The sequence below is a fragment of the Virgibacillus indicus genome (genome assembly GCF_002266285.1).
Lineage (GTDB): Bacteria > Bacillota > Bacilli > Bacillales > Amphibacillaceae > Virgibacillus_K > Virgibacillus_K indicus.
Genome location: NZ_NPMS01000001.1, coordinates 157,653 through 181,974 on the forward strand (window position 1 = coordinate 157,653; position 24,322 = coordinate 181,974).

Annotated in this window: 27 protein-coding genes and 1 riboswitch; of the genes, 21 read left to right on the forward strand and 6 right to left on the reverse strand. The window is 37.9% G+C overall.

The genetic code is table 11. From position 1 onward, the window contains the following. Positions 1–3 precede the first annotated feature (3 nt). The 3 genes from CIL03_RS00800 (at position 4) to CIL03_RS00810 (ending at position 3,333) form a co-directional block, all read left to right on the forward strand. Complete coding sequence (locus tag CIL03_RS00800) at positions 4–990, forward strand: class I SAM-dependent methyltransferase (protein WP_094883313.1); 987 nt, start codon at positions 4–6, stop codon at positions 988–990. Between the two features lie 27 nt (positions 991–1,017). Next, positions 1,018–2,199 carry an acetate kinase gene (locus CIL03_RS00805; protein ID WP_094883314.1) on the forward strand — a complete coding sequence of 394 codons (1,182 nt, stop codon included), beginning with the start codon at positions 1,018–1,020 and terminating at the stop codon, positions 2,197–2,199. A gap of 609 nt (positions 2,200–2,808) precedes the next feature. Then, on the forward strand, positions 2,809–3,333 hold the full coding sequence (locus CIL03_RS00810; protein WP_094883315.1) for a MogA/MoaB family molybdenum cofactor biosynthesis protein: 525 nt from the start codon (positions 2,809–2,811) through the stop codon (positions 3,331–3,333). Positions 3,334–3,365: 32 nt separating this feature from the next. On the opposite strand, the gene CIL03_RS00815 is transcribed toward CIL03_RS00810, so the two are convergent. Next, positions 3,366–3,794: a universal stress protein gene (locus CIL03_RS00815; protein WP_094883316.1), complete on the reverse strand. Its 429-nt coding sequence runs from the start codon at positions 3,792–3,794 to the stop codon at positions 3,366–3,368. Between the two features lie 125 nt (positions 3,795–3,919). Here CIL03_RS00815 and CIL03_RS00820 point away from each other — a divergent pair, with 125 nt between their 5' ends. The 4 genes from CIL03_RS00820 (at position 3,920) to CIL03_RS00835 (ending at position 7,211) form a co-directional block, all read left to right on the forward strand. Then, the gene (locus tag CIL03_RS00820) at positions 3,920–4,084 is read left to right on the forward strand and encodes a hypothetical protein (RefSeq protein WP_240508009.1); all 165 of its coding nucleotides are present in this window, start codon (positions 3,920–3,922) and stop codon (positions 4,082–4,084) included. Between the two features lie 141 nt (positions 4,085–4,225). Beyond that, positions 4,226–5,344, forward strand: coding sequence for an alanine dehydrogenase (ald, locus tag CIL03_RS00825; RefSeq protein WP_094883317.1), 1,119 nt, complete (start codon positions 4,226–4,228; stop codon positions 5,342–5,344). Positions 5,345–5,682: 338 nt separating this feature from the next. After that, positions 5,683–6,354, forward strand: a complete 672-nt coding sequence (locus CIL03_RS00830; RefSeq protein ID WP_094883318.1) for a PspA/IM30 family protein — start codon at positions 5,683–5,685, stop codon at positions 6,352–6,354. A gap of 176 nt (positions 6,355–6,530) precedes the next feature. Further along, positions 6,531–7,211 (forward strand): metal-dependent hydrolase, encoded by a 681-nt coding sequence (locus CIL03_RS00835; RefSeq protein ID WP_094883319.1) that lies wholly within the window; start codon positions 6,531–6,533, stop codon positions 7,209–7,211. 37 nt (positions 7,212–7,248) lie between these two features. On the opposite strand, the gene CIL03_RS00840 is transcribed toward CIL03_RS00835, so the two are convergent. Then, positions 7,249–8,109, reverse strand: coding sequence for a PulJ/GspJ family protein (locus tag CIL03_RS00840; protein WP_094883320.1), 861 nt, complete (start codon positions 8,107–8,109; stop codon positions 7,249–7,251). Between the two features lie 60 nt (positions 8,110–8,169). Between CIL03_RS00840 and CIL03_RS00845 the strand changes: the two genes are divergently transcribed. The 12 genes from CIL03_RS00845 to CIL03_RS00900 all read left to right on the forward strand — a co-directional run bounded on the left by CIL03_RS00845 (position 8,170) and on the right by CIL03_RS00900 (position 18,116). Next, positions 8,170–8,661 (forward strand): type II secretion system protein, encoded by a 492-nt coding sequence (locus CIL03_RS00845; RefSeq protein ID WP_165767874.1) that lies wholly within the window; start codon positions 8,170–8,172, stop codon positions 8,659–8,661. Continuing rightward, positions 8,648–9,139 (forward strand): hypothetical protein, encoded by a 492-nt coding sequence (locus CIL03_RS00850; protein WP_094883322.1) that lies wholly within the window; start codon positions 8,648–8,650, stop codon positions 9,137–9,139. Before CIL03_RS00845 ends, CIL03_RS00850 begins: the two co-directional genes overlap by 14 nt. Beyond that, complete coding sequence (locus tag CIL03_RS00855; protein ID WP_094883323.1) at positions 9,136–10,761, forward strand: GspE/PulE family protein; 1,626 nt, start codon at positions 9,136–9,138, stop codon at positions 10,759–10,761. Before CIL03_RS00850 ends, CIL03_RS00855 begins: the two co-directional genes overlap by 4 nt. Before the next feature lie 10 nt (positions 10,762–10,771). Next, positions 10,772–11,812, forward strand: coding sequence for a type IV pilus twitching motility protein PilT (locus CIL03_RS00860; RefSeq protein ID WP_094883324.1), 1,041 nt, complete (start codon positions 10,772–10,774; stop codon positions 11,810–11,812). A gap of 3 nt (positions 11,813–11,815) precedes the next feature. Next, positions 11,816–13,012: a type II secretion system F family protein gene (locus CIL03_RS00865; RefSeq protein WP_094883325.1), complete on the forward strand. Its 1,197-nt coding sequence runs from the start codon at positions 11,816–11,818 to the stop codon at positions 13,010–13,012. A 46-nt stretch (positions 13,013–13,058) separates the two neighbouring features. After that, a riboswitch (cyclic di-GMP riboswitch) is annotated at positions 13,059–13,143 on the forward strand. A 34-nt stretch (positions 13,144–13,177) separates the two neighbouring features. Beyond that, positions 13,178–13,558: a competence type IV pilus major pilin ComGC gene (locus CIL03_RS00870; RefSeq protein WP_094883326.1), complete on the forward strand. Its 381-nt coding sequence runs from the start codon at positions 13,178–13,180 to the stop codon at positions 13,556–13,558. Between the two features lie 93 nt (positions 13,559–13,651). Next, positions 13,652–14,407 carry a prepilin peptidase gene (locus CIL03_RS00875; protein WP_094883327.1) on the forward strand — a complete coding sequence of 252 codons (756 nt, stop codon included), beginning with the start codon at positions 13,652–13,654 and terminating at the stop codon, positions 14,405–14,407. A 12-nt stretch (positions 14,408–14,419) separates the two neighbouring features. Beyond that, positions 14,420–15,328 (forward strand): type IV pilus biogenesis protein PilM, encoded by a 909-nt coding sequence (gene pilM, locus CIL03_RS00880; RefSeq protein ID WP_094883328.1) that lies wholly within the window; start codon positions 14,420–14,422, stop codon positions 15,326–15,328. A 12-nt stretch (positions 15,329–15,340) separates the two neighbouring features. After that, complete coding sequence (locus tag CIL03_RS00885) at positions 15,341–15,892, forward strand: PilN domain-containing protein (RefSeq protein ID WP_094883329.1); 552 nt, start codon at positions 15,341–15,343, stop codon at positions 15,890–15,892. Continuing rightward, positions 15,876–16,412 (forward strand): hypothetical protein, encoded by a 537-nt coding sequence (locus CIL03_RS00890; protein ID WP_094883330.1) that lies wholly within the window; start codon positions 15,876–15,878, stop codon positions 16,410–16,412. The genes CIL03_RS00885 and CIL03_RS00890 overlap by 17 nt, the downstream gene beginning before the upstream one ends. A gap of 96 nt (positions 16,413–16,508) precedes the next feature. Further along, positions 16,509–16,736 (forward strand): hypothetical protein, encoded by a 228-nt coding sequence (locus tag CIL03_RS00895; RefSeq protein ID WP_094883331.1) that lies wholly within the window; start codon positions 16,509–16,511, stop codon positions 16,734–16,736. A 72-nt stretch (positions 16,737–16,808) separates the two neighbouring features. Further along, positions 16,809–18,116, forward strand: coding sequence for a DRTGG domain-containing protein (locus tag CIL03_RS00900; RefSeq protein ID WP_094883332.1), 1,308 nt, complete (start codon positions 16,809–16,811; stop codon positions 18,114–18,116). A gap of 51 nt (positions 18,117–18,167) precedes the next feature. Here the strand turns inward: CIL03_RS00900 and CIL03_RS00905 are convergent, their stop codons facing one another. Next, positions 18,168–18,461: a YtpI family protein gene (locus tag CIL03_RS00905; protein ID WP_094883333.1), complete on the reverse strand. Its 294-nt coding sequence runs from the start codon at positions 18,459–18,461 to the stop codon at positions 18,168–18,170. Between the two features lie 114 nt (positions 18,462–18,575). Between CIL03_RS00905 and CIL03_RS00910 the strand changes: the two genes are divergently transcribed. Beyond that, the gene (locus CIL03_RS00910; RefSeq protein WP_094883334.1) at positions 18,576–19,523 is read left to right on the forward strand and encodes a DHH family phosphoesterase; all 948 of its coding nucleotides are present in this window, start codon (positions 18,576–18,578) and stop codon (positions 19,521–19,523) included. Between the two features lie 58 nt (positions 19,524–19,581). Here CIL03_RS00910 and CIL03_RS00915 read toward each other — a convergent pair whose 3' ends face one another. The 3 genes from CIL03_RS00915 to ytrH all read right to left on the reverse strand — a co-directional run bounded on the left by CIL03_RS00915 (position 19,582) and on the right by ytrH (position 20,739). Further along, entirely contained in the window at positions 19,582–19,779 is a 198-nt protein-coding gene (locus CIL03_RS00915; protein WP_094883335.1) for a YtzJ family protein, read from the reverse strand. Positions 19,780–19,906: 127 nt separating this feature from the next. Further along, complete coding sequence (gene ytrI / locus CIL03_RS00920) at positions 19,907–20,407, reverse strand: sporulation membrane protein YtrI (RefSeq protein WP_094883336.1); 501 nt, start codon at positions 20,405–20,407, stop codon at positions 19,907–19,909. Beyond that, on the reverse strand, positions 20,407–20,739 hold the full coding sequence (gene ytrH, locus CIL03_RS00925; RefSeq protein WP_094883337.1) for a sporulation membrane protein YtrH: 333 nt from the start codon (positions 20,737–20,739) through the stop codon (positions 20,407–20,409). The genes ytrI and ytrH overlap by 1 nt, the downstream gene beginning before the upstream one ends. A 208-nt stretch (positions 20,740–20,947) precedes the next feature. Here ytrH and dnaE point away from each other — a divergent pair, with 208 nt between their 5' ends. After that, positions 20,948–24,304, forward strand: coding sequence for a DNA polymerase III subunit alpha (gene dnaE / locus CIL03_RS00930; RefSeq protein ID WP_338061867.1), 3,357 nt, complete (start codon positions 20,948–20,950; stop codon positions 24,302–24,304). Positions 24,305–24,322: the final 18 nt, after the last annotated feature.

Sequence of the window (24,322 nt, forward strand, 5' to 3'; positions counted from 1 at the left end):
TGAATGAAGAAAACAAATGTAGAAACGTTATTTGAATGGTTGGATCATACTACCCAAATCATACAGCAGCATATAAATGAACCATATTTAGATAGCCTGGCAAAAGCCATGGAAACACTCTTTTATCAAGGTCCTACAGAGGAAATGGATGATATTTTATCACATAAGCTGCAGCAATCTTTAGCTGAAATCAATTTTGATGCATATCAGATAAATGACATCCAGCGCGGTGTTCAGCTGGCAATTTTAAAAGGAATGAAAGATTCCACCCAGCAGCAGCATTTAATGACACCAGAGACGGTAGCTTTACTTGTTGGATATCTTGCAGAAAAAGTAATGAAAAATAAAGAGAAAATACGAATATTTGACCCTGTTTCGGGAACAGGTAATTTAATAACAACTGTTCTTAACCAATTAGAGCAGGATACAGAGTCTTTTGCGGCTGAAGTTGATCCTACTTTAATAAAACTTGGAGTATTGAATGCAAACCTGCAAAAGAAACAAATTGAGTTTTTTCATCAGGATAGCCTAAGGCCATTTTTACTGGATCCGGTAGATCTGGTTGCAGCTGATCTGCCTGTTGGCTACTATCCAGATGATATACGTGCAGCAGATTTCGAATTGAAAGCAGATGAGGGACATTCCTATGCACATCATTTATTTATTGAGCAAAGTCTGAATTACACAAAGGAAAGCGGTTATATCATATTGGTAATTCCGGATTTTTTATTTGATAGTGACCAGTCGGACAAGCTTCACAGTTACCTGCAGGAAAATGCCCATATAGTCGGGGTGCTTCGTCTGCCGGAAAGTGCATTTAAATCCAAGAAAAATATAAAAAGCATTCTAGTTTTACAGAAAAAAGGGAAAGATACCAGTGCACCAAAACAGCCATTACTTGTGAAAATACCATCATTTAAGAACACAAAAGCAATGGAAGATATTTTAAATCAAATGAATCAGTGGTTTTCTACGTACAATAGTAATTAACCTGAAAAAGTAAGGAGTTGCATATCAATGAATAATGTATTAGCTATAAATGCCGGCAGTTCATCATTGAAATTCCAATTCATTCAAATGCCAGATGAAAATGTATTGGCAAAAGGCCTTATTGAACGAATTGGACTGAATGATTCAGTGTTCACACTTGAAGTGAATGATCAAAAGGAAAAACAAATAGAAGATATTCCTGATCATGAAGTAGCTGTTAAAAAGCTGCTGAATGGTTTGATTTCATCAGGCATCATCAAGTCATTTGATGAAATCGATGCAGTAGGACATCGTGTGGTACATGGAGGAGAACATTTCAGTGATTCCGTAAAGCTGACAGACGAAGTAATTCAAACAATTGAGAAAGTGTCGGAGCTAGCTCCATTGCATAACCCTGCCAACTTGACAGGGATTCATGCATTTCAGGAAATTTTGCCGAATGTTCCAATGGTGGCAGTTTTTGATACTGCGTTCCACCAGACAATGCCGGAATCCTCTTATCTTTACAGTCTGCCATATGAATATTATAAAGAATATGGCATCCGAAAATACGGTTTTCACGGAACCTCGCATAAATATGTATCTGAGCGCGCTGCTGAATTAATTGGCGTACCACTGGAACAGCTTCGATTGCTTTCCTGTCATTTAGGAAACGGAGCAAGCATTGCTGCAATCCAGAATGGAAAATCAATCGACACATCCATGGGCTTCACACCGCTCGCAGGTGTAACAATGGGAACACGCTCCGGAAATATTGATCCTGCGTTAATTCCATATATTATGGAAAAAACCGGAAAAACAGCAGAAGAGGTTATTAATGTTTTAAATAAAAAAAGTGGTATGCTTGCATTATCAGGATTTTCCAGTGATCTGCGTGACATTGAACAGCAGGCAGGGGAAAATGAACGAGCTGAGCTTGCATTACAAGTATTTGCAGATCGGATTCATAAATATATTGGTTCATATGCTGCGAGAATGCATGGAGTTGATGCCATTATATTCACTGCGGGTGTTGGTGAAAATAGTGATGTTATCAGAGAGAAAGTTCTGGAAGGACTTGAATTTATGGGAGTATACTGGGATCCTGCCTTAAATAAAATTCGTGGCAAAGAACAGTTTATTAACTATCCGCATTCACCTGTGAAGGTTATTGTTATTCCAACGAACGAGGAAGTTATGATTGCAAGGGATACAGTGAGGTTATCTTAATAAAATTTTATCGCAGTTGATGGAAATTGGGACGTAATGAAAATACTTTTCGGTGATGTGTTTACCCATGTGAATACTGGTTGGGTGCTAAAACTCGCTGCGGAAATACACTTCGCTTTCCGCGGGCTCGCGATGAGCCTCCTCGGTCGCAAAGAACGCTCCCTGTGGGGTCTCATCGTCTTCGCTTTCCCGCAGGAGTCTCAGTGTATTTCCTCCGCTAGTATTCAGGTTACTGCCGATAGTAATCAAAACAAGCATAGAATCACCTCACCAGTTCGGGTGAGCGAAGGGCGGTGACTCCTCGAAAAAGAAAAGCACTTTTTCTTCGTGCGATGTCATGCTGACGTAGCCTTCCTTGTCCTGCGGGAAAAGCACGTGTCCGAAGACCTGAGCAGAGTGGTTTTCTCGAGGAGGCTGAGGCCGTGCCCGCGGAAAGCATCCGCCCGGAGCGATCCCGAACGGCGATTGAAGCAGATACTTATAGCAAACAGTAGTTGCGTCGCATTCTATAGAAACTGCTCATAGTCTTGAACAATTTAGTTGCTTTAAAACAGTTTTATAAATTTTACGTAACTTTAAAATGGTATATAGCTACTGGAGGTGAAGAATTTGTCTGTTAAGGAACATAAGAAAAAGGAGCAGTCGCTAAATTGTATGATTATAACAATCAGTGATACCAGAACAGAAAAAACGGATAAAAGTGGAGACAGGATGGCTGGATATCTTCAGGAAGCCGGACATCAGGTGAAATTCAGGGAAATCATTAAAGATGATCCATCATCCATTAAATCTATGGTTGATGCCGGCTGCGAAAATCCGGATATAGATGTTATTTTAACAAATGGAGGCACTGGAATTGCTTTTCGTGATGTAACCATAGAAACGATAAAGGAAATGCTGGATAAGGAGATGCCGGGGTTTGGAGAAATCTTCAGAATGCTAAGCTATGAAGAGGATATCGGGTCTGCAGCAATCCTGTCGAGAGCAATCGCAGGTGTCCGGAACCATACCGCAATTTTTTCAACTCCAGGTTCTTCAGGGGCAGTAACGCTGGCGATGGAAAAATTAATTCTGCCTGAATTATCTCATGTTGTGAATGAAATAAAAAAGGATATCGGGATGGAACAAAAATAGCGCTTCTAGTTCAGAAGCGCTATTTTTAATTTTTAACGTACGACAAGCACATCACACTTGGCATATCTGGTAATGCTCTCTGATACACTTCCAATTAAAAATCTTTCTACTGCGTTCATTCCTGTTGCTCCACAAATAATTAAATCTGCCTTAAAATCCTTGGCAATGTCTTTTGCGATTTTTACTTTTGGGGACCCATATTCTACGCATCTTACTAAATCTGTTACACCTACTGTTTTTGCATTCTCTACATAACTGTCGAGCAGTTCTTTCGCATATTCCTCAGCACGTTCGGCAAGTGTGCGGTCATATGCTTCTGCTGTTGCAAAAGTGCGTGAGTCAACAACATGTGCAAGAATAAGCCGGGCATCATTGCGTTTAGCGATGTCTAAAGATTTCTTGAAAGCCTTTTCAGATGCTTCCGAACCATCTACTGCAACTACAATATGTTTGTATTCCATTTTACAACTCCCCTTTCATTATAATTATATACCCTGCATTTAAACACGACAATCACTTATTGGAAATATAAAGTATCTATTTGTTACATGTTTATGGACATAATAAAAAAATGGAGGTGATATTCTTGGCCAAAAAGAAAAAAGACAATAATCCACAGAACTTGTTTGAAGATGAAAAAGGTGTGGCAGCCGTTCAAAATCAATTATTTGAAAGCTATCAAAGTGGTGTAATTGAAGATCAGCTTAACAATAATAAAGGAATACACCATTTCAACAATCAAAAAAAATAATTATTGAACTAACTAATCCACCTCTTCATTGAGCTGGAGGTGGATTAGCTTATATAATAATGCTTTTTACATACGTTTTTGTTACAATGAAAGTGCTTTCATTTGTCTGGTCAATTTAATTTTAAATAGGAGGCAATATTGATGAGAATAGGTGTACCAAAAGAAGTAAAGAACAATGAAAACAGAGTAGCCATGGCGCCATCCGGAGTACATGCACTTGTAACTGCCGGACATGAAGTTTTTGTTGAAACTGGAGCTGGCTCCGGTTCAAATTTTACTAATAAGGATTATGAAGATGCTGGTGCTATTATAACGTCGACAGCAAAAGAAGCATGGGACCAGGAAATGGTAATGAAGGTAAAGGAACCACAGCCCGAAGAATATGATTATTTCTATGAAGGCCAGATTCTCTTTACGTATTTACATTTAGCCGCTGAGCCTGAGGTAACAAAAGCTTTAATCGAGAAAAAAGTTGTTGGTATTGCCTATGAAACGGTTCAATTACCTAACAGATCCCTGCCGCTATTAACACCAATGAGTGAAGTTGCAGGACGTATGGCAGCTCAAATTGGGGCACAATTTTTAGAGAAAACAAAAGGTGGTAAAGGGATTTTACTTTCAGGAATTCCAGGGGTAAAACGTGGAAAAGTAACGGTTATCGGAGGCGGAGTTGTAGGTGCAAATGCTGCGAAAATTGCGGTTGGATTGGGAGCTGATGTGACCATTATCGATTTAAACCCGGAACGCTTGCGTCAGCTTGAGGATATCTTTGGTACATCTGTTCATACAGTGATGTCAAATCCGCTTAATATTCAAGAATCTGTTGTAGATTCCGACCTTGTTATCGGTTCTGTTTTAATTCCGGGGGCAAAAGCACCGCAATTAGTGACCGAGGATATGGTAAAGAAAATGGCTGATGGATCCGTCGTTGTGGATGTTGCGATTGATCAGGGTGGAAATTTTGAAACAAGTGACCGAATTACAACACATGACGATCCGACATATACGAAGCATGGGGTATTGCATTATTCTGTAGCGAATATGCCTGGTGCAGTCCCGCGCACATCAACAATCGGTCTGACAAATGTAACTGTTCCATATGCATTGCAGCTTGCTAATAAAGGATATAAGCAAGCCTGTCTCGATAATGATTCATTATTTAAAGGCATCAATACGTTAGACGGATATGTCACCTATGAGGCTGTTGCCGAAGCACACGGTTTAGACTATGCAGATGCCCATGAATTACTAAGGAAATAATGGGATTTCATTTAAGATATTGCTGATCCATAGAGAAGAGAAAAGGGCACAAAAACGGTTTGTGTTCTTTTTTCATTTTACGTAAGATATTTTACTGAAAGATGGGGCAGCACTGTGTTCGTTGCCCATAATTAGCTTGTTCAATTTTAATTTGTACAGCTTTCCAAATGAGCGTTGAAGATGAACACCTCATAAATTTATATTATAATTAATATATCAGAGAATACTTTATCACGTATTTTTTCATTTATTTGAAACCTTATGGAAGTTATTACGTAATACTGAGAGAACATAGATATTTTATTGACACGTGCAAATTTAAAGAAGGAGATGATTATATGTTTAAATTTTTCAAACGGATGAAAACAGTAGTCAGTTCAGAATTAAATGCAATGCTCGACAAGGCGGAAGATCCGGTAAAAATGCTCGATCAGTTTATGCGCGATATGGGTGAGGATATACGTGAAGTGGAAGCAGCTGTTGCTAAGCAGATTGCAAATGAAAAAATGCTGAAGCGTAAAGCAAATGATGCTTTAGCGTTAGTGGAAAAAAGACAAACTCAGGCAGAACAGGCAGTTGAGGCAGGTAATGATGATCTGGCAAAACGCGCATTAAAGGATAAAAAGGATCATGAAAACACAGCTGCAGTATTAAATGAGTCATGGGAACGTGCGAAAAAGGATGCTGAAACATTAAGGGATAAATTGGATGAAATGAAAAAGGAATACCAGCAAATGCAGCTTAAAAAAGATTCACTGAAGGCACGTGCAGAATCTGCCAAAACGAGAACAAAAATGAATCGAACAATGTCTACGATTGGCAATGATGAATCAAAACAAGGATTTGAACGTATGGAAGAGAAGGTTATGCGATATGAAGCCGAAGCGGAAACAAGTGAAGATCTCTCGCAGGCTAGCCGTACATTAGATGACGAGTTTGATGATTTGAACAATAATAATGATGTTGATGATGAGTTGGCTGCATTGAAAGAGAAAATGAGGAAAGAATAATCGACAATTGAACAAGATAAAGGACGGTACCCGCTGTCCTTTATTTTTGTTATACATAAGAACAAATTCATTCTTAGAATTTTGGATAAATGCATGGAAAAACGATAAAACGGGAAGAGGATTTATGGCTGCTTTGTCGAAAAGATAGAGTAAATACGTATAAGGGAGAGTTTAGATTGAAGATTTCTTATCATGGACATTCCGTAGTAAAAGTTGTGACAGGTGATCATACTATTTTATTCGATCCGTTTATATCAGGTAATGAAGCATGTGACCTGGATGCAGATACAATAAAAGCAGATGTGATATTGCTTACACATGCACATAATGACCATGTTGGTGACACATTTGAAATTGCAAAACGAAATAATTCAATCGTTGTCGCACCAAATGAACTGGCGAATTATTTAGCAGCAAAGGGATTAAATGCTCATCCAATGCATATTGGTGGCTCCCATGAATTTGATTTCGGACGTGTGAAATTCACCCAGGCTTTTCATGGTTCTTCGTACACAGAAGAAGATGGCACAGTGAATTATGGTGGGATGCCAGGTGGTATTTTGTTTACTGCAGAAGGTAAAACAATCTATCATGTAGGCGATACCGCACTATTCACAGATTTGAAAATGTATGGCGAGATGAATGATATTGACATCGCATTTGTGCCAATTGGAGATAATTTCACAATGGGGCCAGAAGATGCATTGGTTGCAGCTGATTGGATTAAAGCAAAGATTACAGTTCCTGTACATTATAATACCTTTCCTGTTATTGAGCAGGATCCTGATGGTTATGCCAGTAAGGTGAAAACAGGGGAAGGCAGAGCGTTGAAGATAGGGGAAGAGCTGGAATTGTAAGAGAAAACCCGCGAGTGTTGGCTCGCGGGTTTTCTGTTTATAGTTCAGATTTATCAAGAATAACTTTCTGAATAATATATCCTTCTTTTTTATGAATATCCTCTTTACACGAATTAACTTCTTTAATTGAATAATTTTCTGAATTTCCTTCAGTGATAATGTCGCCGTATACGCAGATAGTTTTAAATGGATTTACTGGTTTCAGCGTTTCATTTATTATTAAATTACCTCTGATAACTAAACTGGCCTTGTTACCGATTACAAGTCCATTAAGCGTCAGATGTTCTTTTATTTCAATGTCCGCATGTGTTCCCATTGTAAGTCCATGGGGAAACTTAGCACTTTTTTCAAAGATATGCTGGCATTGCCCATTTCCATTTGGTGTAGTTATGTGCTTAATAAATTCAATGTTATCTTTATATACACAATTACTCCTTTTTAAATTCTCTCTCTCAGTAAAATCCTCTTTTTCATTTGCTTTTTTTGCTTTTACAGTTAGCTCATACTTTTCTTTATTTGACCATGCTGTTTGGACTGTAAAATTTTCCCCAGAATTATTAGCAGCAGTTAACTTGAAAGATAGAGTTTCTTCTAGGTTGATATTGTCAATGCATCCTGCTTCATTTATATCCCCATTTGATACCTCACTGAAATAAAATTGATATTGTCCTTCAGTGACACACAGTTTATTTTCCCCATTAGAATAGTTAGTTCGCAGTTCATTTATCAGAACATTTACATCCTGTTTCATGGTTATATTTTCACTCGTTTTTTCCTCGCTGTTTACCAATTGAATAATTACCGTAGACGAAAGTGCTATCACTACCGCAAATAGGCTGAGCGCTGCCAGCAACTCTACTAAAGTTAATCCTCTTTCATTTTTTAATAGTCTATTCATGTTTACACATCCCCAAAATGGTATAATAGGAATAAAGTCACAATTAAGGTGTGAATTCTATTGTATACTAAAATTAAAAAAATAAATAGTAACGGGTTTACGCTGATTGAAATTATTGCATCCATTGCTATATTAGGATTGGTAATAGCCGTTTTTTTGCCCATTTTCCCACAAATGATGAGCTGGAGTAAAAATGCAGACAATGAATTGGTAGCAAGCAATCTATTAAGTCAAGTGGCTAATGATATAAAGGAAAATGAAGTAATTTTCAATGATATAAAAATCAACCTTGTTGAGGATCATCATTATAACTGTGAACGGAATCAAACATACTCCATTCAGCGGGATGCTTTGGATACTTTGCCAGATTATGATCTTAACAAATCAAGTTACGATGTTGCGGTAGAGGTTTGTCAGTCCAATGAATATAAGGAAAAAGAACTGGGATTGTATCGAACACACATAAAAATACAAGCAGGCAATCCAGAAAAAACGATAAGTGATACATATTTCTATTTAACAGAAGATGGTGGCACGAATGAAGAAATTTAACAACGAACAAGGTGCTGCCTTAGTAATTACTTTATTCATTGTAACTATTCTATTGCTTCTGGTATTGTCACTGTTTTATCAAGTGACAAATACAACAAAACAAATAACAGCAACGGAAGAAAATATGGGAGCCATACAGATAGCTGAGATGGGGATTGTTTATTACGAACAGGTAATCGAAGCAGAAAAGCAGCATTTGGAACAGGTATTAAATGAGAATGGCGAGGATGCTTTACTAGATGAGCTAAATAGAATAAATAACAGCTTGAAAGAAAAAGTGAATTTCAATGACAGTAAGAATCGATTTTTTAAACTATCGATAGATACTAATTCACCACGTATTGAAACCAGTGATAGTCAGAGTAAAATAATAATCAAATTCAATAGTATTGGAAAAGTTTCCTCCCGGGAGAAAATGGTTGACAGCGAGATAGTGATTAATATAGAAGGACAGCTGGAAAGTGGGGCTATAAAATGATTGCACGAAAACGTTTAGGCGACCTGCTGCAGGAGGCCGCTCTCGTAAATGAAGATCAAATTAATGAAGCACTGACTAACAAAACAGATAATCAAAAGTTGGGTGATGCACTGCTTGAGCATGGATACATCACTGAACGGCAGCTTATCGAAGTCCTGGAATTCCAATTGGGTATTCCGCATGTTTCTTTATATCGATACCCAATTGATGAAAATGTATTAGGATTTGTCTCAAAAGAAATGGCACAGCAAAATTATATCATTCCACTTAAGATCCAAGATAATGCACTGATGATTGCAATGAGGGATCCAATGGATTATTACATAATCGATGATCTGGAAATGGCAACAGGGTTCAGTATTTCTCCAGTTATTGCTGCAAAAGATGATATCTTGTATGCAATTAATAAATATTATTTTAAAAATGAAGCTGAAATGACGGAAGAAAACACGGGTGAAGAAGATGAAGCCCCAGTGATCCGACTATTGGATCAGCTGCTGAATACTGGTATCCAACTAAAAGCCAGTGATATACATATTGATCCGCAAGAGAGAAATGTGAATGTACGGTACCGGATTGACGGAAGACTTCAGACAGAAAAGCTTATTCCAAAACAAATGCAAAATTCCCTGATTGCCCGTATTAAAATATTGGCTGATTTGAATATTACACAAACCAGATTGCCGCAGGATGGGCGAATAAAAACAACTGTTGGTGTTACACCAGTAGATTTACGTATATCATGCCTTCCGACGGTCCATGGGGAAAAGATAGTAATACGTATTTTGGATTTAAATAATGCACTCATGCACTTAAACGAATTAAATTTCTCAGATGAAAACCGTAAAAAATACAATCAGCTAATTACACAACCATCAGGACTTGTACTGTTAACAGGACCTACAGGGTCAGGAAAAACATCAACATTATACGCATCTATCAACCAGTTGAACTCGGAAAATGTAAATATAGTTACGGTTGAAGATCCTGTTGAATTCCAACTGGAAGGAATTAATCAAGTACAGGTAAATAGTGCTGTTGGGCTAAATTTTGCCAGTGGCTTACGCTCGATTCTGAGACAGGATCCAAATATTATTATGGTTGGTGAAATTCGTGACCAGGAGACTGCTGAAATCGCGATTCGTGCATCGTTGACAGGACATTTGGTTTTCAGCACATTGCATACAAATAGTGCAATTGATACGATACCGCGTTTGATTGACATGGGGATTGAACCCTATTTAGTCGTTTCTTCACTATCAGGTATTGTTGCACAGCGTTTAGTTCGCAAGTTATGCCGTGACTGCTTAATGGAAAGAGAACCTACGAAAATGGAAAAAGAGATCTTTTTAAATAATGGAGCAGAAGTGGATCATTTATATTATGGACAAGGCTGCAGTGTTTGTCACCAGCAGGGATATCGAGGAAGAATTGCAGTGCAGGAAGTTTTGACGGTTGATGAAACGATTAAAAGTATGCTGCTCAATAATAAATCAATCGCAGAAATCCGGTCCTATGCGAAAAAACAAGGGATGGTTTTTCTGATTCAGGATGGACTGGAGAAAGTCAAATCGGGGTTGACGTCCATGGAGGAAATTATGCAGATTTCAATACGTTTGTAGGAGGATCTAAATGAGAAGGAAATTTGATGAATGGTTGACAGCAGCATATCAGCAAGAAGCGTCTGACGTACATTTAACAATTGGCAAAGCTCCTATTTTCAGGGTGAATGGTAACTTAATGGAGCAGGAAAAGGCAAAGCTTAAACCTTCTGATACAGAGAAAATCGTTAAAGAGATCATTCCTGATGAGCTATCGCAACAGCTGGCTGAAAGACGTGAATTGGATTTTTCCTATGGAATCGATGGGGTCTCGCGATTTCGAATTAATACTTTTTATCAGCGGGGTCAATTATCTCTTGCCATTCGAATCGTTCCAACAAGCATTCCATCCATTGAGGCATTATATTTACCACAGATAGCAAAAGAAATTATTCGAAAGCCACAAGGATTAGTTCTTGTTACAGGGCCAACTGGAAGTGGAAAGAGTACAACACTCGCATCAATGATAGACTACATGAATCAAACCATGAAAAAACATATTATTACACTGGAAGACCCAATCGAATACATGCACACACATAATCAGTCAGTCATTGATCAGCGTGAAATCGGTTTTGACACGAATAGTTTTGTTAATGGCCTCAGAGCTAGTCTAAGGCAGGATCCGGATGTCATTTTAGTTGGTGAAATGCGTGACCTGGAGACAATTTCAACTGCAATTACTGCAGCGGAAACCGGACACCTGGTATTAGGGACATTACATACGACAGATGCAGTATCAACGATTGAACGAATTATTGATGTTTTTCCTGCCGAGCAGCAAACGCAAATCCGGATACAGCTGTCAACCATATTAGAGGCAGTTATTTCACAGCGGCTGCTTATTACAAAAGATAACAGGGAACGCCGAGTTGCAACAGAAGTTCTTATTAACACACCAGCAGTGAAAAATTTAATACGCAATGAGAAATTACACCAGGTGCAAAATGTATTACAAACCTCTAAATATCAGGGGATGCACACCCTCGAAATGGATTTGAAACGGTTATTGCAGGAAGATCAAATTGCTTATGAAACGGCTGCTCCTTTTATGAAGGAAGGGAGTTTTTAAAACATGAACTTTCAATATAGCGGAAAACGCATTTCCGGACAAAAAACCAAAGGGAAAATTGAAGCAGATTCAAAAAAAACCGCATTATTGCAGCTTGAAAAAAATGGCCTTATTATTTTTGACATTGATGAAACCAAACCATGGAATAAAGATATTATCTTAAATAAAAAAGTGAAGAATAAGGATTTTGTGATATTCCTGAGACAGTACGTCACTTTAATTCATGCAGGGATTTCGATTTCCGATGCAACAAAAACGATGATGAAGCAAACTGAAAATTATGCATTGCGAAATGCACTTACAGATATTGACAAACAGCTTGATCAGGGTGAAGCCCTATCGAAAGCTGCTGAGCGCCATCCAAAGGTTTTTCCTGATTTGCTTGTGAACATGATTCACGCAGGTGAGGCAAGTGGGAAACTGGATGATATTCTTAATCAAATGGCCGATTACTATGAAAAGGAATATCGGAATAAACAAAAAGTGGTCTCGGCTCTCTTGTATCCAACTGTTGTTGGGATTATAACACTTTTTTTAAGTATATTTTTGTTAGTATTTATCGTACCGCAATTTGTAAGCATGTTTAATTCGTTTGGTGAGGAAATACCAGCATATACCCAATTTATTCTTAGTTTAAGTGATTGGGTTGGTGCATTCTGGTGGGTACTCATTGTTTTCGTTTTATTGGGTCTTGTTGTGTATAAATATCTTCTGGAAAAAGAGGCTTTTGTGTATGGAATAGATAGGTTTAAGATGAAGTTTCCATTTCTTGGAGTTCTCGTACATAAGGGAGTTTTGGTGCGAATGACACAAACGCTAAGCACATTGTTAAATAGTTCTGTGCCTATCCTGCAATCTGTAGAAATTACCGAAAAAGTGGTGGGGAACCGGGTGATTCAAAAAGTACTGATGGAATCCCGGAGATCATTGGAATCAGGGGAATCAATTACAGTACCAATGAAAGGGCACTGGGCTTTTCCGGCTTTGATCATACAGATGATGCAAATTGGAGAAAAAACTGGTACTTTAGACCATATGCTGTCAAAGGCTGCAGAGTTTTATGAAGAGGAAGTAGAGCAATTATCGAATCGAATTAAAACATTAATCGAACCGCTTATGATTATTATATTAACGGTAATCGTTGGCAGTATCATTGCCGCAGTGGTTATTCCAATGTTTTCTATGTTTGAAAATTTATAGTAAATTAGTAGATATTTGTCTTTTGATGTATTATAATAGATTTAGGAAAAAAGTAGGATATGATGAAAGACTACCTTTTATTTGGGCACTTGGGCAGTCTGGAGTAAGTAGTGCAACCGGCCGACTCAAAAAGTAAACTTACATAGTAAGAGAGGCGGAGATTTTATGCTGAAACGCATGAAAAAGGTATTGAAAAAGGAAAAAGGTTTTACGTTAGTGGAGTTGTTGGCGGTTATTGTTATTTTGGGGATTATTTTGGCGATTGCGGTTCCTAGTATCGGCAATGTAATAAGCAGCTCAAAAGGAGATGCTGACAAAGCAAATAAAGAATTGATGGAAAATGCTGCAAGATTGGCTCATATATCGGATGGTACGCCAGATGTTTCAGAATATACTCTGGATACTCTTGTTTCTGATGGCTTTTTAGAAGAGCTTCCAATAGATCCAAATACAGATGAAGAATATACTGGGAAAGTAACAGTTGCCAAAAAGAGTAATGAAACAGAAAATAATGGATTTTCTTACAAATACGAGGAGTCAGATTAACAGTATTTTTTATTTTTTTAGAGAGCGCCCATGCACCTTTTTGTTGCAAGGCGTTTTCTTTAATATATAGCTTTATAATTAAGGAGCACTGTAATGAACACTATACTAACCCTATTATTCTTCCTGCTAGGCCTAATCTTCGGCTCATTTTTCAACGTAGTCGGATTGCGTCTGCCTAAAAACATTCCATTCGCAAATGATCGATCTATCTGCCCGCATTGTAAACAGCAATTAGCATGGTATGAAAATATACCACTTGTATCGTTTGTCATCCAGACGGGAAAATGTCGTCATTGCAGTGAAAAGGTATCATACATATACCCGGCAATTGAATTATTTACAGGAATCTTATTCGCATTAAGCTATTCCAAAATAGGCATTAATCTGGAGTTGATCACAGCATTATTATTAGTTTCCATGCTCATGATCATTCTCGTATCCGACATTAAATATATGCTAATCCCAAATAAAGTTCTCCTATTTTTCTTGCCTCTATTCATCATCACTCGCATCATCCAGCCACTTAATCCATGGTGGTCATCCATTCTAGGAGCAATCACCGGCTTTGTTCTTCTTGCGATAATCATTTTAGTAAGTCGCGGTGGTATGGGAGCGGGAGATATGAAGCTGTTCGGAGTTTTAGGTATTGTTTTAGGGATAGATAAAGTCTTATTAGCTTTTTTTCTATCCTGTATGATCGGTGCAATTATTGGTATGCTGTTGCTTCTATTTAAAATAATCGATCGAAAACAGCCGGTGCCATTTGGACCATACATTGTTTTGGCAACAATTATTACATATTTTTACGGTGATACTCTTATAAACTGGTATTTTAATTTTATAGTATAAGCAGGTGACAGCATGGGATTTTTGAATAATGGCAGAGTAAATATTGTTATAACTAATCGTGTATTACGTTATTCCTATAATAAGAATACTTCCGTAGATAGTCCGATTACATATGGGGAAGCAGAATTGCCTGCAGAAACAATCAAAGATGGAACAATTGTAAATAGAGCTGTTCTTCTGGAAATCCTGAATCGGCTCATCCAGGAAAATAAATGGAAGCGGAAAAAGCTTTATTTTTCTGTTCCGGATGATACGGTTGTTATTCGGCAATTGCAAATTCCGGTGTCTTTAACGAAGGAGGAAGCGGTCAGTTATATTAAAACGCAAATAGGCACCAGCTTTTATTTGCCATTCGGTAATCCGGCCATTGCAGTTGAATATCTGGATGTTGTTGAAACAAACAGAAATATTCTTCTTTTTGCCTATCCGAAAGAAAAATTAACCGCATTTGAAACGGTTTTTGAAGAAGCTGGGCTGAAACCAATTGCTGCAGACCTTACATCATTATCACTTTATCGTTATTATTATCAAACAAAAGCAGGTGAAAAAGACCATGTCCTGCTCATTCATTGGAATCAGGATGCACTTGTTTTAACTGTGTTTCAAAACCACAAGGCTATTTTTACAAGGTATATGAATATTGAGACAGCTGAAGAAAATATCAGCGAGGAATCGGCCAAACAAATTATCAATGAATATATCATTGAGATTAATAGAATTATCGATTTCTACCAGTATTCCATAACAAAAGGTGCTTCACAGATAAATCAACTCCTCCTATCGGGTGACTTTCCATTTTTATCAACTGCTAAGTCCAGTCTGTCTGAAGCAGTGACATTGCCGATCCATGATTTCAAAAACGAAGAGCTGCCGTTGAAATATATGGATGTTCTTGGCTTAGCTTTGAAAGCAGATGCTTAAAGGAGAACTATTATGAATACAGAAATTAACTTTTTAGAAAAAAAACCAAAAAAATATGCTGCTCCTATCTTCTTGGGGATTGTGTTTATAATATTGCTCGGAACTGTTGCCGGAGTACTAGTTGCTCAGAAAAATAGTATTCAGTCCTCCATAGAATCGGAGAAATCAAAAATAGAACAAATTGAAAAATCACTTATGGAATTTCAGAAGGAAAATGCCAGTGTACAGCAGCTCCAGCAATTACAGAAGGATATTACTAAAATTAAAGCAGAAACTACTCCAGCAGTTGCATTGTATGAGGAAATACTCGGTTTGTTATCAACACCCGCTCAACTGACAGGTTTTACTTTTGAAGGAGAGGATCAATTTATTGTCGATGCTGAGTTTTCAATAATTGAGGATGTTTCAAATTATGTTGCTTCATTATTGGAACAGAATTATATTACCGATGCACAATTAACCAGTGTAAGTTTAGTTGAATCATCCTATCAAGCAACTTTAACGATTGACTTAAACGTGGATGCACTTGTAGAGGAGCTTGGTGAAAATGAAACAATGGAATAAAACATATGTATGGTTAATAGGCGGAATCCTCGTTTCGGTTTTGCTCATTTATGGAATTTCTTATTTATATATGATTAAACCAATGAAAGCAGAAGCAGATATGTTAAGCAGTGAGGCTGCAGTGTATGAAAAACAATACGAAAAAGTGACTGATCAACCAGGGGAAGAGGCTGAGAATCAAGAGCTTGCATCGGTCGGTTTAATGGTGCCAAACCAAAAGTCTCCAGACGATGTATTATTAAATCTGCAAAAAGTTGCAAGTTCTGCCAATGTGACGATTGAGTCTATTCAGTCAGTCATGCAAGAGGAGAGTTTGCAGGAAGAGGAAAACCCCACTAAAGCGATGAATGAAAGTGTGTATTTAGTAGATGCTTCCTCAGAAAGTTTAAACGATATAAATGCTTTTCTTGAAGGAGTATTGAAAAGTGACCGTTTAATGATCATCGATGCAATGAATGTGCAGCAGGATGGTGAACAAGTTTATTTAACGATTACGTTTAACGCATTCTATTCTGGATAGCTTTTATTGTGGGCTATACCACCCCCGCTCCGCTCAATGCTAATGGTTCTGAAAGAAAACTGTGAATCATAAAGTATTATGAAGGAGGGGGATATTATGCGTCACTATGCAATTTTACGTCTATTACTAGCTGGGTTTTTACTATATTTTGCCTGGCCGGCAATACCATATGCTGCGACTTCGCTGGAGCTTCTATTCTGGGGAGGCTGGCTTTTGTTTTTTCTTTTGGTTATAGGGGCAAACTTTTCAACACTATTACGAATGACGAAGCCACCGGTAATGGAACAGGAAGAATTGAACAGGCAAAAAACGCATAATCATTGAGATTCTGTCCATTCAACTGTATAATAAATAATAATTATAAAACTAGTACAGTTGAAAGTTGGTGAACAATCAATGGTTACCAAACATGAACAAATTATCCAGCATATTATCTCTTTGGATATAGGTCATAAAATATCTGTCAGACAAATTGCCAAGAAGTTAAATGTGAGTGATGGTACAGCATATCGTGCGATAAAGGAAGCAGAAAATCAAGGGATTGTGAGCACGATTGAACGTGTAGGAACGATTCGAATTGAACGAAAGAAAAAAGAGAACTTTGAACGGCTGACCTTTGCAGAAATAATAAATATTGTGGATGGACAAGTTTTGGGAGGAAGAGAAGGTCTCCATAAAACGCTAAATAAATTTGTGATCGGAGCAATGAAGCTTGATGCGATGATGCGGTACACCGAAGCCGATTCACTGCTGATTGTTGGTAACCGTGTAGAAGCACATGAATTGGCATTGAATGAGGGTGCGGCTGTATTAATAACAGGTGGCTTCGATACGGAAGAGCATATAAAGGAGCTGGCAGATCAAAAGAAACTGCCAATTATTTCAACAAGCTATGATACGTTTACCGTCGCTGCAATGATCAACCGGGCCATATATGACCAGCTGATTAAGAAGGAAATTGTATTTGTTGGTGATATTTTCACCCCATATGATAAATCATTTTATTTATATGGAAAAGACAAGATTAAACGATGGTATGAGCTCAATGAACAATCCAAACATACACGATACCCAGTAGTAAACAATAAGGGCCGTGTCATTGGGATGGTTACATCGAAGGACATTATTGAAAAAGACAGTGATGATTTAATTGAAAAAGTAATGACGAAAAATCCATTTGTGGTTCAGGAGAAAACCTCCCTGGCTTATGTTGCGCACATGATGGTATGGGAAGGTATTGAAATTGTACCAGTTGTTGATCAGGCATTCCAGCTGCATGGTGTTGTATCACGTCAGGATGTGCTGAAAGCATTACAGCAAATCCAGCGCCAGCCTCAGGTAGGTGAAACGATAGATGATATCATTTCAAGTAATCTATTCGCTTCGGATGAAGATGAAACAATGTACCAGACCGAAGTCACTCCACAGATGACAAATCAGCTAGGTACACTTTCTAATGGGGTATTTACAGCTCTAATTACCGAAGCGAGCTCAAGATTTTTACTGCAGCTGAAAAAAGGGGATCTGGTAGTTGAAAATTTAACGGTTTTCTTTATAAAGCCGGTACAAATTGACAGCAAATTAACCATAAGGCCAAAATTAATCGATGCAGGACGTATTTATGCAAAAATAGATGTTGAGATGTTTCAAGGAAAGAAAATAGTTGGAAAAGGGTTAATCATGGCCCAGCTGATGGATAGGTAAAGCTGATCGGCTGCGAAATAGTAGAAAGAAAAAAGCTGACTAATCAACTAGTCAGCTTTCATTAAGTCTTCTCCATTCTTTCCGGTAATGCTTTACCTCTTTCAGGCCGCGATTTAAATGCACACCGCCAATGATTGCAAAAGCAATTCCGACAAATAAGGAAAATGGGCTTTGATAGAATATATATTGGTTTATGCCAAAAAATAAAATAAAGGTTCCCAGGCATATTCGGGATTTTGCATTAAAGTAGGCTTGAGTGAGCGGTTCTTTGCTTTTCATAATTGCAACTTTATAATATACATACATGACAATTGAAAGTACAATAATAATTGGGAAAATAACCATATAATCTCTCCTAGAATTTTGAGGATTTTAACCTATCAGTATAAATACCAATATATATTGTAACTTGTTTTAATTGTTTTTGCTACATAGAAAAACTGGAATGGGGTAAAAGAAATGAACTTACAACAAATTATCGACACAATTAAACAATATGAAACAATTATTATCCACAGACATGTACGGCCCGACCCTGATGCACTGGGTTCTCAAGGTGGACTGGCGGAAATAGTGAAACAATCGTTTCCGAAAAAAAATGTGTATGTGACCGGGGAGGAAGAGGATTCCTTACGCTTTTTAATAAAAATGGACGAGATTGAGACTTCCGTTTACGAGAATGCACTTGTTATTGTTTGTGATACTGCAAACACTGCGAGGATCAGTGACAACAGATATAACCTCGGTGAAAAGCTTATTAAAATTGATCACCATCCAAATGTAGACGAATATGGTGATTTATCCTGGGTTGATACGGGGGCCAGTTCTACAAGTGAAATGATATTCGAACTATACAATTTTGCTAAGAATTATGGTTTTCAGTTAAATAATGAGGCAGCCCGTCTTCTTTATGCAGGAATAGTTGGTGATACTGGCAGATTCCTGTTTCCGAGCACGACAAAGAAAACGTTTCAGTTTGCAGCAGAACTAGTGACCTATGAATTTGACCGTGCAGCTCTTTATGAAGGTATTTACAATATAGGGCGCAATATCGCAAGACTGAGAGGTTATATTTTACAAAACTTTCGCCAGTCATCGTCAGGATTAAGCACCATTAAGCTCACAAAGGAAATTTTAAATGAGTATGGAATCTCTCCAGCTGAAACCGGACAGCTTGTTGGTGTTTTAGGAGATATCGAAGGAATTAAAGCATGGGCCCTTTTCATTGAAGAAGAGGATATAATCAGGGTTCGTCTTCGTTCCAGAGGACCTGTGATTAATACAGTAGCTGCAAAATACAATGGCGGCGGGCATCCGCTTGCCTCCGGTGCAACAGTGGACACATGGGAAGAAACGAAAAATGTAATTGATGACTTGGAACAGACTTGCCTGAATTATTCTAAATAAAAAAGGCTGGAACCTGCAACTAAGCAGAGTTCCGGCCCTTTAAAGCTCCTCTTTCTCATCAGCTGCTGATTTTATCAGACATTGGAATAAACCAGCATCCATTAACTGTATCATCGTAATACACGTTCATATGCTCTCTCTCAATATCCCGCTTGATCAATCGGATAAGCTCGTTGGTTTCTGCAAATGCCGTACGTCCTTCTTTAAGCTGCGCAATTTTTTCATCCCGCATCCGCCTGTTATTCATAATAAACATGCAGTCCAGCTCCTTCCATATAGAGAAATATATAAAAGTTAGTAATTCACCTATGTTCTTACTTATATTCTATGAGATAATAGGCGATATCGCCACAAGTTTTAAGAAATTTCATAAAATGTTCACATCAATTCGAAAGTTTTGCTTCAAGTGTAATGTGAATGGTTTCATCAATAATGAGCCTGTTTATTGTAAAATAATAGGTAAAGTCATCAATTGTGAATGCCTTGTTTTCAATGGTTGCAATTAAAAGCTGATCGCTTTTTCCAACCACAGATATCTCCTGTCCGATTACATGATTAATCTCCTCTTTGATAAGCTCCTCCAGCTGCCGCTTTATTAATCGATCCAAACGAAGTTCATCTCCATCAATATTCAATTCAATCGCGTTCACGGTAAGAGGCTCTTGTGATTTTTCATCCAGATCTTTATTGTCTTTAAGCAGTGCATCATTATGGTTTTGTAACTTTGCGACCTGAGCTTCTAGTTCAATGTTTTCCGCAAGCAGTTTTTCATACATTGCACCATACATATAAATAATAATAAAATATGCTATAATTGCTCCAATAACAGCTCCAAACATTACAAGCTGCCAAGATCGCTTCTTATGATATGGAGGAATATGCATCAGGAAATATCCTCCTGGATCAGCCATTCAAGTAAAACAATTGCTGTTTTTACTCCGCCCATGGCTGATAAGATAAACAACCCCTGTTTCACCAAATCAATCGTAGAGCCGTCAAGCAATCCTCTTTCAAAATTGGAAATAGCATCAAAAGTTCCACCGATTGCAGCAACAATTGCCCATATACGCAGCTTTTTGGCAATTGTCCCGATAGAGGATAAGGGCGCGTCGCCTGTCGCAAATTCACCAATGCTGCCTATTATTGCTCCACCGATAATTACACCAAATGCGATAAAATAGCAGTGAATAAACGTCGCAAAAAAGCGTTCCTCCATACAAGCTCAGCACTCCTTTAAAAACATGGTCCATACATTTTATGAAAGTAATAGACAAGTTATGATAAAACCTAGGGCTGGCAAATGCATGTTCTGAATCGGATTGTTATAATGGAATTAGAGAATAAATGTTCAAAATGAAATGAACTGCTGTGGAAAGCGTATATTCGTTTACCGTTTTTTTGAACTAAGCAGCAAAGGCGGGATTATGTTGTCGTATACACATTTACAGGTGAGAAGTGGCTACAGCCTGATGAATAGTACTATTACCATAGAAAAATTAATCAATAAAGCCCGGCAGCTGGATTTCGATGCATTGGCGCTTACAGATGAGCATGTGCAGTATGGGGTGGTCCCTTTTTACCAAGCCTGTGTTAAAAACGGGATCAAACCGATCATAGGTATGACTGTAAATACAGCAAATGAGAATCAGGATAATGAGCAATGTATTCTTCTGGCTAAAAATAATGATGGATACAAGGCACTTGGAAAAATTAGTACAGAAATTAGCCTTAACCAAAAGACAACGCTAGAACTTAAGGAGCTTGAAACATATACAGAAAATATAATTTGCATCATGCCAACAGGTAATCATACAAAGCTTAGATCATTGCTTGAAACAAGTGCACATAAAGAGGTTTTGGAATATATAAAACCGTGGAGGCGCATATTTGCTGAGGCTGATTTCTATCTGGGAGTCCAGAATCATGGGCTGGAAATTGAACTGGCTATTATTCAAGTATTAAAAGCTTTTCATGAAAACAATCAGATTCCTGTTACGGCAATTAATGACGTTCGTTACCTGAACGAAAGAGATGACGCAGCATTTGACTGTCTGCAGTCAATGAAAAATGGAAACAGCTGGCCAATGCGAATAACGGATCCCTCAGTGAAAAGCCGCCATTTGCGTTCATCGGATGAAATGGAGCAATTATTCGGCTTCTGGCCAGAAGTTCTTCAGGAAACGGAAGTAATTAAAAATAGATGCAATGTAAAGCTTGATTTTAATCAGCGTCTTCTCCCATCTTTTCCCGTACCGGAAAACATGGAAGCACATGAATATCTGGAAAAACTTTGCCTGGAAAATGCTGAAGAAAAATATGCTGCAGTAACAAAAGTTGTGTCAGACCGATTGACGTATGAGCTTAATGTTATAAAGTCCATGCAATTCAGTGATTATTTTTTAATCGTTGCTGATTTTATTCAATTTGCCAAAGCGAATCAGATCGTTGTAGGGCCAGGAAGGGGTTCTTCTGCAGGATCAATTGTAGCCTATGTGCTTGGGATCACAGATGTTGATCCATTGAAATATGACCTGCTGTTTGAACGTTTTCTTAATCCTGAACGAATGACGATGCCGGATATTGATGTAGACTTTTCTGATGCAAGACGTGATGAGGTCATTGATTATGTAAAAAATAAATACGGGGAAGAACAGGTTGCACAAATAATTACATTTGGCACATTTGCAGCACGTTCCTTACTGAGAGAGCTAATAAAAACAATTGGAATCGATCAGCAGGATGCTAATTTTATTTTGAAGCAGATTCCTCTTCAGACAAAGAAAAGCACGGTGGAGCTTGTGCGGGAATCAAAAGAATTAACACAATTTATCAAGCAGTCGGATAAACTTAAAATTCTTTTCTCCGTTGCGGCAAAATTGGAAGGTATTCCAAGACATATTTCTACACACGCAGCAGGGGTTGTCATCAGTGAGGCCCCCTTAATTGAACATGTACCCCTTACAAGAGGAGCGAATGAAACAAGCCTGACGCAATACACCATGAATGATCTGGAAGCAATTGGACTATTGAAAATGGACTTTTTGGGACTAAGAAATTTAACCCTTATTGAGAGAATCATTCAGTCCATAAACTTTTCAAATCGAAAAAAGATTCACCTGAATGACCTGCCGGAAAATGATGAAAAAGCATTTGAATTGCTCCGGGAGGGAAAGACAAACGGTGTATTTCAGCTGGAGTCACAAGGCATGAAACAGGTATTAACAGAGTTAAAACCATCCACATTTGAAGATATTGTTGCAGTTAATGCACTGTACCGACCAGGTCCAATGGATTTTATTCCGACATACATTAAACGAAAATTTAAAAGGGAAAAAGTTGCGTATCCACATCCCGATTTGAAACCAATACTTGAAAAAACCTATGGTGTTTTGGTTTATCAGGAACAAATCATGCAGATCGCCAATAAAATAGCAGGGTTTTCACTTGGGGAGGCAGATATCCTCAGAAGGGCTGTCAGCAAGAAAAAACAGGATGTAATGGATGAACAAAAAGCATTCTTTATCAGTGGCTGTCTGGAAAATGGGTACGACGAAGCAGTAGCCGAGGAAATTTTCGGCTGGATTGTAAAGTTTTCTAATTATGGGTTCCCAAGAAGCCATGCGGTGGCATACAGTAAGATTTCGTACCAGCTAAGTTTTTTAAAAGCCCATTATCCTGCTAACTTTTTTGCCGAGTTATTAAGCAGTAATGCCAATCAGCAGGATAAGGTTCAGGCATATATAAAAGAATTAAAGGAAATGGAATTAAGTATTCAACCACCTTCCATTAATAATAGTTTTGGAATATATACGGTCGAACAAAAGAGAATACGCATGGGTTTGCTTACAATCAAAGGAATAGGAAATCAAGCAGTTAAAGAGATTATTCGGGTTCGCAAAGAAAGCAAATTTAAAAACCTATTTGATTTTTGTTTGCGTGTTTCTTTAAAAATAGTTAATCGCCAGGTCATTGAATTGCTTATTATGGCGGGAGCTTTTGATGAAACTCACTCCAATAGGGCTAGTCTACTGGCATCGATTGACCAGGCAATGGAACAGGGTGATCTGTTTCGGGAATTCAATGATCAGGTGAGTATATTTCAGGATAAAATAGAACTTGAAGAAAGCTATGTTTCTATTGAAGATTTCAGCCAGGCTAAAAAACTGGCGGATGAAAAAGAACTTCTCGGCATATATGTTTCGGACCATCCATTAAAGAGTCATAGGGATAAATTAAGAGGAAATGGATTCGTTACATTAAAAAACGCTGAAAAACTGACAGGCAAAAGAAATATTAAATCCGCAGCCATTATTCAGAATATCAAAACCATTCGAACTAAGCGCGGAGATCCCATGGCATTTATTACGGTCAGTGATGAGACGGGAGATATGGAAGCTGTTCTTTTTCCCGACATATATAGAGATGTGAGCAGATGGTTAAACGAGGAGATGCTCGTCATGCTGGAAGGGAAAATTGAATCCAGAAATAATCGAATACAGTGGCTGCTATCGGAAATTGGCACGTTCGATGAAGACAGACTTAAATCAGTTCAGCAATCGCGTCTATTTATAAAGCTGACTGGGCAAAATAGTGAGACTGCGCTCGAAAAAATAAAAACCATAGCAAACCTGTATCCTGGAAATATATCTATTATTATTCACCACGAAAAACAGAAAAAGACTTATCAGCTGGCAAACAACTACTCCATAAACGCAAATTATGAATGTTTACAGGCGTTCCGAAGCTATTTCGGAAAGGAAAATGTAGTTTTTGAAAAATAGTTTGCGATACTTTACAGC

Coding starts and splice junctions, on each gene's coding strand:
- CIL03_RS00800 (WP_094883313.1), top strand. CDS start 4: ATGAAGAAAACAAATGTAGAAACGTTATTTGAATGGTTGGATCATACT.
- CIL03_RS00805 (WP_094883314.1), top strand. CDS start 1,018: ATGAATAATGTATTAGCTATAAATGCCGGCAGTTCATCATTGAAATTC.
- CIL03_RS00815 (WP_094883316.1), bottom strand. CDS start 3,794: ATGGAATACAAACATATTGTAGTTGCAGTAGATGGTTCGGAAGCATCT.
- ald (WP_094883317.1), top strand. CDS start 4,226: ATGAGAATAGGTGTACCAAAAGAAGTAAAGAACAATGAAAACAGAGTA.
- CIL03_RS00830 (WP_094883318.1), top strand. CDS start 5,683: ATGTTTAAATTTTTCAAACGGATGAAAACAGTAGTCAGTTCAGAATTA.
- CIL03_RS00840 (WP_094883320.1), bottom strand. CDS start 8,109: ATGAATAGACTATTAAAAAATGAAAGAGGATTAACTTTAGTAGAGTTG.
- CIL03_RS00850 (WP_094883322.1), top strand. CDS start 8,648: ATGAAGAAATTTAACAACGAACAAGGTGCTGCCTTAGTAATTACTTTA.
- CIL03_RS00855 (WP_094883323.1), top strand. CDS start 9,136: ATGATTGCACGAAAACGTTTAGGCGACCTGCTGCAGGAGGCCGCTCTC.
- CIL03_RS00860 (WP_094883324.1), top strand. CDS start 10,772: ATGAGAAGGAAATTTGATGAATGGTTGACAGCAGCATATCAGCAAGAA.
- CIL03_RS00865 (WP_094883325.1), top strand. CDS start 11,816: ATGAACTTTCAATATAGCGGAAAACGCATTTCCGGACAAAAAACCAAA.
- CIL03_RS00870 (WP_094883326.1), top strand. CDS start 13,178: ATGCTGAAACGCATGAAAAAGGTATTGAAAAAGGAAAAAGGTTTTACG.
- CIL03_RS00875 (WP_094883327.1), top strand. CDS start 13,652: ATGAACACTATACTAACCCTATTATTCTTCCTGCTAGGCCTAATCTTC.
- pilM (WP_094883328.1), top strand. CDS start 14,420: ATGGGATTTTTGAATAATGGCAGAGTAAATATTGTTATAACTAATCGT.
- CIL03_RS00885 (WP_094883329.1), top strand. CDS start 15,341: ATGAATACAGAAATTAACTTTTTAGAAAAAAAACCAAAAAAATATGCT.
- CIL03_RS00890 (WP_094883330.1), top strand. CDS start 15,876: ATGAAACAATGGAATAAAACATATGTATGGTTAATAGGCGGAATCCTC.
- CIL03_RS00895 (WP_094883331.1), top strand. CDS start 16,509: ATGCGTCACTATGCAATTTTACGTCTATTACTAGCTGGGTTTTTACTA.
- CIL03_RS00900 (WP_094883332.1), top strand. CDS start 16,809: ATGGTTACCAAACATGAACAAATTATCCAGCATATTATCTCTTTGGAT.
- CIL03_RS00905 (WP_094883333.1), bottom strand. CDS start 18,461: ATGGTTATTTTCCCAATTATTATTGTACTTTCAATTGTCATGTATGTA.
- CIL03_RS00910 (WP_094883334.1), top strand. CDS start 18,576: ATGAACTTACAACAAATTATCGACACAATTAAACAATATGAAACAATT.
- CIL03_RS00915 (WP_094883335.1), bottom strand. CDS start 19,779: ATGTTTATTATGAATAACAGGCGGATGCGGGATGAAAAAATTGCGCAG.
- ytrI (WP_094883336.1), bottom strand. CDS start 20,407: ATGCATATTCCTCCATATCATAAGAAGCGATCTTGGCAGCTTGTAATG.
- ytrH (WP_094883337.1), bottom strand. CDS start 20,739: ATGGAGGAACGCTTTTTTGCGACGTTTATTCACTGCTATTTTATCGCA.
- dnaE (WP_338061867.1), top strand. CDS start 20,948: ATGTTGTCGTATACACATTTACAGGTGAGAAGTGGCTACAGCCTGATG.